Here is a 15,302-nt window from a genome sequence, read left to right as displayed (position 1 = left end):
GTAATTAGAGTTCTCGCTGACATTCAATGATGCAGAATTGATCCAGAGTAGGAATAACACGTGTAACTTGTAAACCGGATCGTTGTATCAGTACCTCAAACTCCGATTGGGTTCTAACGCCCCCGCCTGGAGTAACGGCCAAAAACAGTAAATCCCGAATCACCTCTTCTTTTGTCGGATGCTCATCATCAACAAGCATCTCTATAATAATTAATTTAGAGTCACTGGACATGGCTGAGCGTATATTGCTGAGTGCAGACAGAACATGCTCATCATCCCAGTCGTTTAACGCTTTACTGATAATATATAGATCTCCACTGGTCGGAACTGATTCAAACATATCTCCACCAATTAATACACAACGATCCGTCATATCTACGGAATCTATGTATTCCTTTGCCCGCTCAATCGTAGATGGCAGATCATATAAAATACCGCGGCTATTAATATGATTTTTCAGAATTCCAGTCAATATTTGTCCTAGGCCCCCTGCAACATCCACTATGACATCGAACTCAGCAAACGAATATGAATTCAGTATTGTCGGTAAGCTTACTTTTGAATACACTTCCATGGCACGGTTGACCACTTGCTGCTGCTCAACATTTATTTTTCCTGCTTCAAACCATGCGGAATTGTCAAATGAAGGTCGTCCTGTCCTGATGCTGTGACCCAAATTCATCATAGGTTCAATAATAAAGTCACCGAGCAGATAATTTGCAATGGGTTCAATTGATTGAGGTGTTATACCAGGTTGCAACGTCGCTCCATACGCCGTTACCTCGTAATTGCCAGATGCATCAAGCTTAAGGAGATCCATAGCAACTAGTGCTCTTAACAATCTTCGTAAAGAAGCCGGATCTAGCTTCAAATGAGCCGCTAACGTATCGTTTGTTTTTTTCCCTTCCTGCAATCCTTTAAACACACCCAGATCCGTTGCAGTCTTGATCACAAACGAAAAGAAATAACTTCCAATATACCCCATTACAATAGCTTGTGGTGGTATAGAATCCGGCTTGACCTCAATTTTGTTTACATTTGATGTTTCCATAGCGATAACTCCTCTCTGCTATTCAAATCTTCAAAAATAAAATCAATTCCTCTGTCTGCATGCAAAGAAGTAGTGTCAAATACAGGAACGTTGACATCCTTTTGATTAATAAGTAGCGGAATCTCTGTGCAACCCAGAATGACTCCCTGAGCACCTTCAGAGATCAATTTAAGTATAATGCTCTGAAATTTTCGCTTGGCTTCAATGGTAAATAGGCCAAACACTAATTCGTTGAAGATCACTTGATGTATATAGTTGCGGTCAAGCTGATCTGGAAGCATAACATCAATCCCCCGAGCCTCCAGCTTGTGCTTATAAAATGTCTCGCTCATTGTAAAGTTGGTGCCAATAAGCCCAACACACTTAACGCCGGTTTCGGATACTTTATCTGCAACCGCATCTGATATATGAAGAAGGGGAATATGAATACGACGCTGTACCTCTTCGGCTACTTGATGAACAGAATTACAACATATCAGCAAGCAATCAGCACCAGCTCTCTCAACTACGATTGCAGCATTGACTAATATCTCCGTGACATCCTTCATGCGATTAGCATTTACAAGAGACAAAACTTCCTCGTTATTCAAACTGTTTAAAATCAGCTTAGCCGAATTAGTTTTTCCAAGCTGCTGATTGACACGCTCGTTAATATACTTATAGTAAAATAACGTCGATTCATAGCTTAAACCACCAACTAGCCCAATTGTCCTCATTTCCCGTCTCCTCCTTCAATGATTTATCAGTTAATTAGTGAAAGACGGCGACGCCGCAGCTAACTTCAGACTAAGACCACCCGTTACACCCCCTTATACTTATGTCGTATTTTTATAAGGATCAATAATTATCAGCTGAGGTAACATTCCACCTGTTGCTTCGTGATAGTTCCCCATTCAAATCCAAGGCACTGAAGTATGATTTCCGTCCGGTCACATACTCGCAAATAATCCAGCCATTCAGTATTGCGGAGTAAAAAAAGATTGAGAATGACATTAATGACTTCTTTGCGGGTAGAAGGGTCATTGAACTTTTGCGTTAGTATATCTATAAACAATTGGTAGTCAACCACTTCGATATTCCCATTAATAGATTGGAGCTCACGCCCAAACTGTCCCCAACTGATTCGATGAGGGTTAAATACATGGTGATTCTGATTATGCAGTGCAGGCCGATCGAATAGAGTGACAATAGCTTTTGCAGCCTGATCCACACCTGTCAGATCCAAAATCGGCTCATGTAAATCCGGAAACAGACCGATATTGTTCAGAGCATTTACAAAGGAATAAAATGCATTGCTCTCCTTGTTAATCATAAATTTCCCTGTTCGAGTATTATTATTAAGAGAATTTAAGCGATAAATTGTACAGCTCAGCCCCATGTCTCTACCACTCCGTAGTAGTGTTTCGGCTTCCATTTTACTTCTTAGAAAGTGATTATCAATTTCCGCATTAATAGGTCCAACTTCTTCAACATACTCGTCAAACAACTGAACATTACTTCCCGTACCAATACTCATATTAGACGTGAAGTGGATGTCCTTAATATTCTTGAAGGATGCAAAATGAAGTATATGTCGAGTACCATCGGTGTTCACTTTTTCAAATTCCTCTGCTGTCCCATAATGTTTGGTCAGTGATGCCGTATGAAAGATACAATCCACGTCCTCAGCCAAATCTTCATATTTTGTAGATCCCAATCCCAGCTTCGGCAGTGTTATATCACCGCAGACAACGGACACCCTTGCCCATCCCATTTCATTATGGCCCGCTAACAAATAATATTGTAATCTTTCTTGGAGATAATCCCTTGATAATGTTGGTGACTCTCCTCTTATCAGAAGGGTGATTCGGGCATTCGTTCTATTGAGAAGCTCCTGCAGAAGGTGAGTACCCAAAAATCCTGTACCACCCGTCAACAAGATATGCTTGTAGCGCTTTTGCAGCGTGAGATCCCGATCCCGCCAAGTTTCCGCTTTTGTCCGGTATGTCTGTAAAACTTCCTCTCTTGATGCGAGTGACGCAACTGCATCCGCATCCGAATGGATGGCCGAAGGCTTCATCACCTCAAGCAAATGATGAAAGTATCCTACATGTTCGACTACCTGAAGAGACAGTTGAGCAATTGTCGGATAATCAAAGATGTCATTAATGGAGATTGTGTACCTGTCACTCAGCAACGCAACCATTTTGACCCCCGACAAGGAGGTTCCTCCGATTTGAAAAAAGTTATCATCAATTCCGATCCGCTCAATTCCAAGCAATTGCTGCCACACTTCAACTAAGACTCTCTGAACATCATTCATGGGTGCCCGGTAAAATGTGCCGCCGGACAACTTCAGATGATCCATACTTGCCAAAGCTGACTTGTCAATCTTCCCATTTACCGTCAAGGGCAGAGCAGGGACCTGAACATAGTGTACTGGAACCATATATTCAGGTAGCTTCAGCTTCAAAAAATCATATAGGGTGTTAAAGCTCAACTTTTGATCGCTAACCAGATAAGCTACCAGTTCCCCCATGCCATTGGGTCCTTGATTAACAAGTACTATCGTCTCACGAATATCCGAGTGAGATAATAAAGCGGTTTCAATGTCACTGGTTTCAATTCGATATCCTCTTATTTTGACCTGATTATCAATCCGTCCTAGATACTGAATTTCTCCATTCGGCAACCAGCGTGCCAAGTCGCCTGTTTTGTACATTCTTTGCCCCTCATACAACAAATCTGCAATGAACCTCTCTTGGGTCAACACCGGATTGTTGACATATCCCCGTGCTACTCCTGTTCCGGCGATTACCAACTCACCAATTGCACCGATCATCTGTAAACGATTCTTGTCATCTACAATGTAGCATCTATAATTATCCAGCGGGCGGCCAATCGTGACTTGAGATGCTCCATTCAATACAGCAGCTGTAGCCAGGCACGTAGCTTCCGTTGGTCCATAGACATTTACAATATAAGCTTCGGTCAACTGTTGAATCTCATGCAGAAACCCTTCCTTCAATTCTTGTCCGCCAATAAGAAACATTTTCATACGTTGTAGCGCTCTCGCCGACTTCTTATGAAGCATCATCAGTTGCAGACGCGATGGTGTGATCATCATAACATCGATATGATGTTCTTCTACCAAACGCCCTAATTCGGCAGAATCTATATGTTCCCGTTCATTGGCAATAACGACTTGAATCCCTTTGAAAAGACCATACAAGGCTTCGGATATAAATAAATCAAAGGATATGCTGGCAGCATTAAGAATGACTTGAGGTGAAACCGGGCTAATTACTTGGTCGATGGCATGTAAGAATCGGACGACAGAGTGATGCTCAATTTCTACCCCTTTGGGTTTTCCCGTTGATCCGGATGTAAAAATGATATAGGCCAATGATCCACCGGAGCTAATCGTTGATAAGCGCTCTGTTGATTCAGCACCAAAATCATCTGTATCAATGCAAAACATGTATTCCAGCAATTCGCATTTTGGCTTTATCTCCTGTAAAGTTTGCTTGTTAGAAGCTGTTGTAAGTGCAATACGTACATCCCCTTCCCTAAGAATGTCTATAACACGTTCCAGCGGAACCGCCGGATCTATAGGAATAAACACGCCACCTGCTTTCCAAATCGCTAACATGGCTATATATACATAAGGAGATCTGTACATGTATACGGCAACTGCTTCTTCAGGAAGTAGCTGATGTTTTTTTACCAGATAATGAGCCAGACGATCGGCCTGATCATTCAGATCCTGATAAGTCCAGTGTTGATGTTCAAAAATTAGAGCTGTGTTCTCAGGCTGTATTTGAACCTGTTTATCGAATAATTGTTGAAAGGTGCTAGCATCACTGGAATGTAATTCTTGCGGCTTGTTAAATTGATGCAGTATCTGATGACGGCTGCTCTCTGAGAGTAGTTCAAGCTCATCCAGAATTGTTTTCGTATCTTTCAATATGTAGGCATAGTATAGAAACAATGCATCTGTCAAATGCTCTATCGTTTCAACAGAAAACAATTGGGGGGAATATTTAATTGTCAGGGATAAGTCTCCCTCGATCATGTCAAAATCAAAAATGACCTCGGAGCGAATATCATCTACATTTTCCCTTGACTGAATGGGGCCGAATAGAACAAGTGTTTTCACCTGCGGTCCAGTGTCATCAGAGTATTCAAGCCCGGCTCGCTGTGCTATACCATGAAACGGTACATCCTGATGGCGGAATGCTTCCGTCATTGTTTCCTTCATCATGTTGATCCAATCACGGATCGTCATATCCGGGGTAAGTTTGCTGCGAAGCAGCACCCATGGGTTAGCTGTTCTCGCATGCTCTTCTATTTTCAAAACGGGTGTCCCCACAACGATATCGCGCAAGCCAGTATACCGGGACAACAGATACTTTACACCGGATACCAAAATCATATAAACACCTAGATGCGAGTGACGGGTCATCTCATATAATCTAGTCTTGACTTCGTCAGAAAACATATGGGTATTCGACGCCTTATGCGGTTCCGCTTCTTGTCCAGTATAGTCATGGGGAAACCCAGTTATATCTATTCTTTTATCCAAAGTACGGCTCCAAAAGTCCAAACCCACTTGATCCGAAGTTTGTTTTATTTTTTCTTTGGATATGATCTCCATTCTTTTCCCTCCTACTTCCAATTCAAGTTCAGCTATCTAAAACAAGAACTCAACATCTTCTACGATGTTCACATTTCTGTGTAAGCAAGGATACTCACCAAGTGGAATATCTGGCCGATGGATAACCTGTGCCAAGATATCAAGAAATTCTTTTCCTAATGCTTGAACGGTTTCTTGCTGGAACAGCGAAGTGCTGTACTCCCAATTACAAGAAAGTCCCTCTCCCGTCTCGTGTACTTCCAAAGCTAGATCGACCAGTGAAACTCCATTATGAAATGGATAATTATAAATTTCATAAAAATCCGGACTTTTCAAAGATGTATACATGTTATGCAGAATAAATGCCGCATCGAATAAAGGATTGCGGCTTCTATCTCTATGATGATGCAACGCAGCCACCAAATCCTCGAACGGGTAGTCTTGATGCTCAAAACTTTGCAGAGTATTTGCCCTAACCTGATTGATAAATTCATTAAACGTGGCCTCTTTGCTGGAACAGTTACGCATGATTATGGTATGTACAAACATACCAATTACAGGGTCTACATCTCTGTGGGGTCTTCCCTGTGATACAGAGCCAATAATAATGTCGTTTTGTCCGCTCTGTTTCTCCAGCAGTAAATGATAGGCGGCGAGCAGCACAACGTATATCGTTGAGTCTGTTTCCTTAGCAAAACGATATATGCTCTCTGCCAACTCCGGATTCATTGGTAAACTTATTTGCGAGCCCTGATAAGTTTTATGGGCTGGCCTTTTAAAATCTGTCGGCAAATTCAATTGCGGGAGCGGTGCGGCGCATTTGGACATCCAAAATTGTTGCATCCGCTCCTGCTCTGGGGAATTTTTTCGTTCATTTTGCCATACCACATAATCTCTAAATTGAACGGTAGGTGGCTCCAGCTCCTGATTAGATTTATAGAAATGGATTAGCTCTTTGAAAAAAATTAATAACGAAGTGCCATCCGAGATTAGATGGTGGAAATCAAAGACCAATGCTTGCTTGCCAGTGGTTAGCCGGACTAGAGCTCCCCTCGCCAATGGGGCCGTTCTCCAATTAAACGGATTTGTGAAATTTTTCAGCATCTCTTCCAATTCATCTTCTTGTAATATTGAAGGATAAAATTTCATTTCAAGTCTTGCATCGTCATGAATAATTTGTATCGGTTCTCCATCCAAAACATCAAATGAGGTACGTAACGCCTCATGCCTCTTCACAATTCGATCGATGGCCGTTTGTAATCTGTCAAAATCCATATTCCCATTTACAACCAGTGCCAAAGGCTTGTTATACATCGTAAAATCAGGATTATACTGCATCATTACAAATATCCTGCTTTGATCGGACGATAACGGATAAAAAGGTTTTGAGGGTTGTTTTAATATAGTGCTGTTTGAACTGTGTACCATCCCTTTAGTATTCCTCAACAATTCAGTCAGCTGTGCAACAGACGGGTTTCTCAGCACATCCACATCTTTTAAATTGGTATGCAATATGGCATTTAATTCATTCACAATCTTAATAGCTGTAATAGAGTCTCCGCCCATTTCGTAAAAATTGTCTTCCTTGTTGATGTGAGAGAAGCCAAGGTATTTTTTAAATAATTCTAATACGATATCCTCTTTGCTCTGCCTTTCAGCACCGATGTCATTTAAGGATAGGACCGAGGTATCTATCCAGCAACGAAGCTTTGCAAATGGATATACGGGTAGGCTAATTTTTTTATAATTACAATTTTTATATATTTCATTCCAATCAAACTTAGCCCCTTGTGCATACAACCGGCCAAGCTTGTTCATGACTTTTTCATGCTCTACCCCGTATTTCTCCGAGAATTTCTTTGTTACCGTCTGAGTAGCACCTTCGTATCCGCCCAGTTCGCTATAATATACTCCTGATACCTCCGACAATCCTAGATTTGTTGCACATAGCGCCGTGAGCTTATCCTTCAAATCCTCCTTGCTCCGAACTACCATAGCCAATCGATATTGAAAGTGTTTACGGCCAACATTGGCGGTATAGCACAAATCACCCAACTGGAAATTCCTGGGTTTTACTATCCATTCTTTGTAACTGTATATCAAATCCTGCAACGTTGCTTTGCTTTGGGCTGATAGTGCCAGCATCTCCCACTCAGGATCTGAGTTTTCTATAGGGGCCATCGAAAAGCTTTCCAAAATGATATGGCAATTGGCTCCTCCCCTGGCAAAGGAACTAACACCGCACCGCAAGGCATCTTTATTTGTTGAAAGATGGATAATCCCGTTATCACCTACAGTAGGATTACCAGATGTGATATCGGCACCTCCATATTGCTTGTACACTGTTGACGGCAGCTCTTTATACTTTAATGCCATAACAGCTTGAATCAGCCCTGCCAGACCGGAAGCATGATGCAACTGGCCTATAGAAGATTTTACAGACCCTAAAAGAAGCTGATTCTTTTCTCTTGTCGAATATGAAAATGCAGACTGTATTCCCTCTCTTTCCCTGATGTATTCTGAGTTACCTTCAATGCTATGTGTTTCTATAAATGAAATGGTCGAAGGATTGATATCTGCATTTTTCCATGCCTGTACAAGTAAATCTTTATATGTACTGCTATCACGTACCCGTCCGTGATGATTCATCGACGAGCCCTTTATAACAGCATGAATATGATCTCCGTCTTGTAACGCCTTGTTTAAGGGTTTGATCAGGATAGCCATAACTCCTTCTCCACAATCTACTTGAGCGTCACCTGATTGTATTGGAAACAGATTAATTCGGGACGTCCCTACCAAGGCCTGTTCACACTCTCCTGCTCGTATGGATTGACAAGCCTGATGCACAGCAATCAAAGATGAAGAATCTGAAGCGTTTGTTACTACAGCCGGACCGCGCCAATCCATGATATAGGCGATTCGACTTGGGATCAGCGAAGATAAATTCTCCGTCATACTTAGGTCTCCCAGAACAGGATTAACATCGGCGACCATCTGAGCATATGAATATTCCGGCAGATCACTTTCTCCGTAAAACACACCTGTCCTGGTTCCAAACAACGTATGACCACCGTATCCTGCCTCTTCCAGCGTATGCCATACTACCTGCAACAATAAACGTAGTGAAGGGGCCATCACGCATGCTTCTTCAGATGAAATATGGAAAAAAGGGTAATCAAAACGATCAACATTCTCTAAAAAGGCTTGACGTGTAAATGTAATGGCTTTCTCCGTCTCGTTCCCTATGATCCGATTCAGATAGAAATTCAAATCCTGCTGCCGTTTTTCAGATAAATTTTTGATAAACGGTATCCCTTCTTTTTGATGATTCCAGAGCTGTTCTACTGAAGATTCGAGAGGGAATAACCCGGAAATACCTATAATGGCTATATCATCTTGTTTTCCATGAAGATTCTCAGAACTTTGCATACACCTCACATCTCCTGTTCTTCAAAATATGTACCCTGTTCAACCTCTGAATATAATAAAAAGGATGCTCCGCATCCTCTGAGTATGCCTATATCCTGTTTGATCCATTTTAGCCTTTTGTAAGCGTAAAAGCTAAATATAATAAAATTAAGCAGTTATTATAAGAAGTCAACGGTTAGAAAATCATTACATATCAGCTGTACACATATTGGGAAAGGACATAGCTTCGCCCACTCATCTATCTTTTGCATAGACTACACATATAGCTACTATATATGACCTCAGCGCTACACCAATGTACCGAAGCATCAGTTGGCTTCACTCTGATTTTTTATAGGGATGCTCTACTGGATCATTTTCTGGTACTGAGACAATATTGATCCCCACATCAATACATTTTTCCACACCATTCAGCCTTAAGATAATTCTTGCTCTTTTCTTTCGCGCATCAATCTTTTTGATTCTTTCTTCTTCACCTGTCAGCGGTCCGTCACATACGACTGCCCTTGCATTTCTTAGATATAACGACGAATATCCAATAATTTCATCATTGCCAATAAGTTGGAGGATCGGCTTCATTTCTTTGTCATCTATCTTTGAAAACGAATAGGATTCAATTACATCCTCTGAATTAACTTTTATCCCTTTAGAATCTATCTTGTGATAATTATAGTTAAAACTATTTAGTAGTCGATAACATTTAGGAAGTCGCCTGAGATCGTTATAAGTTTTAGCATTCATCTCTGTATTTACAAATACATAGCCTGGGAACATGGTTCGGCAAACTTCATAAACGTGTCCTTGTCTTTTTTCTAACAGCTTACGTTTGGGAACTATCGCATACATTGACGACGGATTGTAGAATTTACTTATCATCGCTCGAACCTTACTTTCTTGTCCGGTTTCGACATGCAACACATACCAGCTCATAGCCGTATAATCCCCTCTCAGTAAAGTCGTCTAATCTTCCTCTCTTAATCATTATATTTATTTCCTTTTTTGTTTTATTATGAAATAGATAATATCAAATGGGAAACTATTAATCAACCATTTATTTTATACAATTTTCGACATATACCTGTTCTGTATCCGCCAAAATCATCCCCCGATATCATGAATATATAGCAGGTTTACACTAATAATACTTGTTGAATTAATGCATTTAATTTAGCTAAACAAAGAATAGATATGAAAAAAAGTTATTCAATCACAATGCAAGAAATCATAAATTGATATAAACTGTACATTATGTACACTACGAAATAAAATAAGCTGCCTCCGGCAGGATTCCGAAGACAGCTTACAGCTTGTTTCTTAAAAATAACCAAATAGGACTTACATAGGCAAGCAGAGACCTTTTGCTCAAATTTAGGGTCAATTATTTCACAGCGGGAGACCTGCTTCCAAAAGGCTCAACGATTTAGATAATAATGCTGAGAAATTTTCATCAGGATTTTCTGCGTAGTGCAACATAACAGATATGTTAACCCCTATGACAGCCCCTGCAAAAGCCCGAATCTCCAAATCTCCCGAATCCCGTCCTACCCGTTTTGCAACCATTTCAGCTATCATGTGCATCGTATCAGTCAAGTTATTTAAAGTTGCAGCCCGGAGTTCCGGTACTGACATAACGAGTTGGTTACGTTTTCGTGTAGTGGACATTTCATCGCCAGACATATCAGACATTGTTGATAACATAGCATTACGTACAGCTTGAAGTGGACTTAAATGAGGTGGTTGTTCCTCGAATGCTGATATAAGGAGGGGATCGTAATTATCTGTAATAATCACATCCTCCTTGCTCGAAAAATATCGAAAAAACGTACTTGGTGAAATTTCCGCTGCTTCTGCAATCTGTTCCACCGTAGTTTCATTATATCCCAGTTCGCTGAATAAGCGTAGTGCATGCATTTGAATTGATGCAATGGTTTTTGCTTTTTTACGCTCCCTCAGCCCGAGATTTTGTTGGTGTTCTAGTGACATCTGCTTCACTCCTCAATAGTATGCTCATTCAAGTTTCGCTCCTCATCGAGCAATTTGCTTCAGCATATATTTCTGACTACATACACACTATTGCCCGATTTTGCGTTCACATTCAGTTTATCATGATCCTATGTACTTCACGATACCTAGAATCGCAAATTCCTGACTGCAAAGCATTACATCAAAACTTGAGACCACTCCAAAACCAGCTGCTTACAGGCTAATGTACAGTGTGCAGAAGCTGATAGATAGGGTCGGATTGAGATCCATAGAGGGCTTCCGAAACCTTGTTCCTTTTACCTGATCTGTACAATCCCCTGTCCACCGTCAACAATAACCCTGTCGCCTGTTTTCATCCTTGTGGTCGCATTTCCACACCCCACAACAGCCGGAATGCCCAGTTCCCTGGCTACAATAGCAGCATGAGAAAGAGATGCTCCGATATCAGTTACAATCGCGGCCGCTTTGGGAAAAAGCGGTGTCCACCCTACATTTGTCGTGGAGGCCACCAGTATTTCACCAGGGAGAAGCTGATATCCATCCTCAGGATTCGTGAGTACACGCACAGTTCCCTCGATTCTGCCTGCCGCCCCTGCAACTCCTTCAATGATTTCTGAATTGGTTGAGTTATCTAGTGGTATATATGGGTCATAATAATCTACTCTGCGATCAGGATCCTCCTTCCATTTAAAAGGATCAAAACGCCCACGTATAATGGAGGGGAACGGAGGCAACTGCTTATATTTTAAATAATTCATTCTTCTAATAGAAATGCATTCTATATTTAGGTTTCCTCCCTTAAGCCAATCCAATATCTCATCCATATACAAAAAAAACACATCTTCTCCTATGCCCATCAATTCACCTGCTCTAAGCGCGAAAGAACGATTTAGCCTGAACACACGCGTCCATTCTGAACGAACAGCCTCCCTTAGATGAGGTCCCTCAGAAATTTTTGCTATTTTCCGCTTCAGCTTCTTTACCCTGTGCGGAAAACGTTGGCTCAATCTTTCCCATACTATTTCATTTTGTTCACGTTGCTTATGCAATAAGTCATCTACATTCACTCCAGATTCCTTGGCCTCTTTGACCTGCTTTTCTAGCCAGTGAGCATCCTCTCTTGGATCAGGTATCGATAGCTCAAACTCATGCGGCCCTCGATGCCCATATTCCAGCAAATAGTCCTCTTGGCTCATTTCACCTTTCATTACTGAAGATATACCGATAACTGGCCCCAAACTTGCCAAACCTGTATTACCTCTCAGGTTAGACAGAAGAACGCTCGTATCATCGCGCCCAATCCATTTTTCCAGCTTCTCATTCCAACGAACAAAATCTTGCATTTTATTACTGGGCCCTTCCAATGCAATCCACATAGCTTCAATATTCTTAGGCCAAAGCTGCTCGCTCCATAATCCCATCAGTTCTTCTCTGGACCGGGCGTCACGAATTAACTCAGAGGTTTGAATGCACCATGTTGCTGTTTCTTTTAAATACTGCGGTATTAATTTCACAGCTTTTCGAGTCTGTTTAAAAGCATACAGCATTTTAGGGAGCATCTTTTTGATGAGTTCCTTTTTGGAAAAATGATATACAGGAATCTCTATTTCTTTAGGAATTCCCCCAAAAACACTGCTCATTTTTTTCATTAATGAATTTTTTTTCCATCCAAATGCAAAAAAAACAGAAAGTGATATGCTCACATTAGAGTATACTCTTCCACAAATATTACCAGACATTAAATAATGGCCTGGGATAACATTATGTTCTTCATCCAAAGAACGAATAATAGACCAACTTAAAGGAGTAAAGACATCTGAAATGGACTCACCCACATTCGTATTCGTCCACAGAAAATCACCAGTTAAAGAATCATTCCATTCAAATGTATCCATATTTCCAGGGCTTAAAGTGGTGACAGGTCGTGCTTGCAAAAAATAGAGTTTACCATTCGCGATAGCCCATTCGATATCCTGTGGTCCCCCAATTTCTTTTTCCAGACGTGATGCATATCGAAATAGTTTGGAGGTATATGGAAGCAGTTCTTTTGGACCTTCATATTGGCCTGAGGGTTTAACTAAAGAGAAAGAATGAGCATTACCCTCACCGGATACCAGCTGCTCGCCTAATCCAAATACAAGATTTCCAGACATCACTGAACGGTTCCCCGTAATAGGATCCGCTGTAAAAAGCACTCCCGAAATTTCGGAAGGAACCATCACTTGAATTACAACCGCCATTTGGTGTGCTTCTTCAAAACCTTTAACATCACTGTATGCCTGCACCCTCTCACTATATTGAGAATGGTGAACCACATGCAGGGCTTTCAAAATGTCCTCATCCGTTTTTACGTCCAGTACACTTTCAAACTCCCCTGCAAAAGAAGCTGAAGCTGAATCCTCGCTCAAAGCTGATGACCTTACTGCAAATGAGACATTAGGGTAATCCGTGCGTAGCTTTCCCAAAAAAACTATAATTTCTTTCCATGCCTTTTCCTCAAGTATCTCCCCTTGGAAAGCCTGTGGAAAAACTATAAACCCATCAGGAACCGGATAACCAGCATGAAGCATCCTAGCAAGCATGCCACCTTTGCCACCAGCCCATTTGTGGAGTTCAGGAGTTATTTCTGCAAACCACTTTATTTCATTCCTCATTTTGACACTTCCTAACTTGTTCAGTTGTAATATTTCAGTCCCGTCATTGGAAGTGAATGTATTTCATGGTTATGTTTTTTATTTTTTGGGACTTAGTATCTTTTTATACTTTATCTAAAAAGAAAGTTTATGTCAAATTAAATCGTCACTCACTTTTTTAACATCATTTAGGGATGAATAAACAAAAATTGTCTCTCGTCATAGCCTATACCGTAAACGTAAGATCTTCTTTTCCCTATAAATAAGTCCCTATAAAAAGAAAATAACCTGCGGAAACGGTCCGCAGGTTCAAAAGATATATCAAAAGGGGGTCATGCCGTTATTATAAACAACGAATATTAAGGAATGATGTTTCGAATATTACAATTGTATTACAGCCGTTCTATAACATCTGAATTCCTCAATTTATCGACAAACTTGTGACGGTTTTTTCAGCTTTAATCCAATAATTGTGCTACATAACCGCGATTGGAACGAAGCTTATGAACGACCTCATCGTAGTCAGCTTCGTTCACCTTCGCAGATAACACATACCGTAATTCATCCTGATCACCGTTAATGTAAACATCTGTCGCATGAAGTAGACCTGTGTCGTGATCCGTCGTCCCGCTCCGGTCTTCGTTCAAATCCCTTCGTGCAGGGCCACGGTCTGCCTCACCATTCTCCGCCTCTGGAATAATGTTATCACCATAAGCGCCAGCGGCAGGTATTGCTGCACCTGTAGCCCCTGACGTGCTCACAGCACCAGTGTTGTTATAGGGAACCAGCGGGATCAACACCCGCGTGTCCCTGCCGGGTGCATCATCCAGCGCCCCTACTTCCAAATGTTCCGTTCTATAGGCTTGGAGCGACGCTCTGGCACCCTCAGCTTCATCCTCCGTGCGAAAATAAGCCTGAATCTGCTTTGCCATATCAAATCCTCCTCAAATGGGAATTGTACTGGCATACATCTACAGAAGCATTCACAGTAAAATTACAACACCTTCAAGAGCTCACGCACAAAAGCAGGCTCATCTTTAGGTGTACGAGACGTAATAAAGTTACCGTCCACAACCGCCTCGCGATCCTCAAAATGGGCACCCGCGTTAATCAAGTCATCTTTCAAAGGAGGATAAGCTGTAATCGTTCGTCCCTGTAACAAATCAGCGCTCGCCAAAATTTGCGGACCATGGCAGATTGCCCCAATCGTTTTCTTGGCCTCGTTAATTTCAGTCACGAATTTGAGAACATACGCATCCAGACGCAGATTTTCCGGGGATGATCCGCCGGGAATAACAACAGCATCATAGTCACTTGATGCCACATCCCCAATGGCCTTTTCAATGGTGTAGCTTGCTTTACCTTGCTTGCCGTTCACCTTTTCGCCTTGTTTCAGACCGATAATATCCGCCTCATGCCCGGCTTTCTTTAATTCATCGTAAGGCACTTGCATTTCGGAATCCTCAAATTGATCAGCCAACAAAAACGCAATTTTACTCATAATCGTTCAGATCTCCTTTCCGGTTATCCTCAAGATGAGTTGTAATTTAAGTTTGTGACAAATTTTCATTTGTCTACCACGCTTTGT

Annotated in this window: 9 protein-coding genes; all 9 read right to left on the bottom strand. The window is 41.4% G+C overall.

The window, feature by feature from the left end; all coding sequences use genetic code 11:
* Nucleotides 1-4: 4 nt before the first annotated feature.
* Nucleotides 5-1,051: a methyltransferase gene (locus tag ACWXW9_RS10710; RefSeq protein WP_494929381.1), complete on the bottom strand. Its 1,047-nt coding sequence runs from the start codon at nucleotides 1,049-1,051 to the stop codon at nucleotides 5-7.
* The gene (locus ACWXW9_RS10705; RefSeq protein WP_494929380.1) at nucleotides 1,033-1,767 is read right to left on the bottom strand and encodes an aspartate/glutamate racemase family protein; all 735 of its coding nucleotides are present in this window, start codon (nucleotides 1,765-1,767) and stop codon (nucleotides 1,033-1,035) included. Before ACWXW9_RS10705 ends, ACWXW9_RS10710 begins: the two co-directional genes overlap by 19 nt.
* A gap of 131 nt (nucleotides 1,768-1,898) precedes the next feature.
* Entirely contained in the window at nucleotides 1,899-5,687 is a 3,789-nt protein-coding gene (locus ACWXW9_RS10700; protein ID WP_494929379.1) for a non-ribosomal peptide synthetase family protein, read from the bottom strand.
* A gap of 36 nt (nucleotides 5,688-5,723) precedes the next feature.
* Complete coding sequence (locus tag ACWXW9_RS10695) at nucleotides 5,724-9,098, bottom strand: condensation domain-containing protein (RefSeq protein WP_494929378.1); 3,375 nt, start codon at nucleotides 9,096-9,098, stop codon at nucleotides 5,724-5,726.
* A gap of 318 nt (nucleotides 9,099-9,416) precedes the next feature.
* Nucleotides 9,417-10,028 carry an antiterminator LoaP gene (gene loaP / locus ACWXW9_RS10690; protein ID WP_494929377.1) on the bottom strand — a complete coding sequence of 204 codons (612 nt, stop codon included), beginning with the start codon at nucleotides 10,026-10,028 and terminating at the stop codon, nucleotides 9,417-9,419.
* 453 nt (nucleotides 10,029-10,481) lie between these two features.
* The gene (locus ACWXW9_RS10685; RefSeq protein WP_494929376.1) at nucleotides 10,482-11,081 is read right to left on the bottom strand and encodes an acyl-CoA-like ligand-binding transcription factor; all 600 of its coding nucleotides are present in this window, start codon (nucleotides 11,079-11,081) and stop codon (nucleotides 10,482-10,484) included.
* 296 nt (nucleotides 11,082-11,377) lie between these two features.
* A complete protein-coding gene (locus tag ACWXW9_RS10680; protein ID WP_494929375.1) occupies nucleotides 11,378-13,735 on the bottom strand; it encodes a PEP/pyruvate-binding domain-containing protein in 2,358 nt (785 codons plus the stop codon).
* Nucleotides 13,736-14,172: 437 nt separating this feature from the next.
* Nucleotides 14,173-14,646, bottom strand: coding sequence for a hypothetical protein (locus tag ACWXW9_RS10675; RefSeq protein ID WP_494929374.1), 474 nt, complete (start codon nucleotides 14,644-14,646; stop codon nucleotides 14,173-14,175).
* Between the two features lie 62 nt (nucleotides 14,647-14,708).
* Nucleotides 14,709-15,215, bottom strand: coding sequence for a type 1 glutamine amidotransferase domain-containing protein (locus tag ACWXW9_RS10670; protein WP_483872951.1), 507 nt, complete (start codon nucleotides 15,213-15,215; stop codon nucleotides 14,709-14,711).
* Between the last annotated feature and the right edge of the window lie 87 nt (nucleotides 15,216-15,302).

The sequence above is a fragment of the Paenibacillus sp. LT-B23 genome (assembly GCF_059417685.1).
Note: the sequence above shows the minus strand (reverse complement) of the source record. Positions and strands in the feature narration are given on the sequence as shown.

Coding starts and splice junctions, on each gene's coding strand:
- ACWXW9_RS10710 (WP_494929381.1), bottom strand. CDS start 1,051: ATGGAAACATCAAATGTAAACAAAATTGAGGTCAAGCCGGATTCTATA.
- ACWXW9_RS10705 (WP_494929380.1), bottom strand. CDS start 1,767: ATGAGGACAATTGGGCTAGTTGGTGGTTTAAGCTATGAATCGACGTTA.
- ACWXW9_RS10700 (WP_494929379.1), bottom strand. CDS start 5,687: ATGGAGATCATATCCAAAGAAAAAATAAAACAAACTTCGGATCAAGTG.
- ACWXW9_RS10695 (WP_494929378.1), bottom strand. CDS start 9,098: ATGCAAAGTTCTGAGAATCTTCATGGAAAACAAGATGATATAGCCATT.
- loaP (WP_494929377.1), bottom strand. CDS start 10,028: ATGAGCTGGTATGTGTTGCATGTCGAAACCGGACAAGAAAGTAAGGTT.
- ACWXW9_RS10685 (WP_494929376.1), bottom strand. CDS start 11,081: ATGTCACTAGAACACCAACAAAATCTCGGGCTGAGGGAGCGTAAAAAA.
- ACWXW9_RS10680 (WP_494929375.1), bottom strand. CDS start 13,735: ATGAGGAATGAAATAAAGTGGTTTGCAGAAATAACTCCTGAACTCCAC.
- ACWXW9_RS10675 (WP_494929374.1), bottom strand. CDS start 14,646: ATGGCAAAGCAGATTCAGGCTTATTTTCGCACGGAGGATGAAGCTGAG.
- ACWXW9_RS10670 (WP_483872951.1), bottom strand. CDS start 15,215: ATGAGTAAAATTGCGTTTTTGTTGGCTGATCAATTTGAGGATTCCGAA.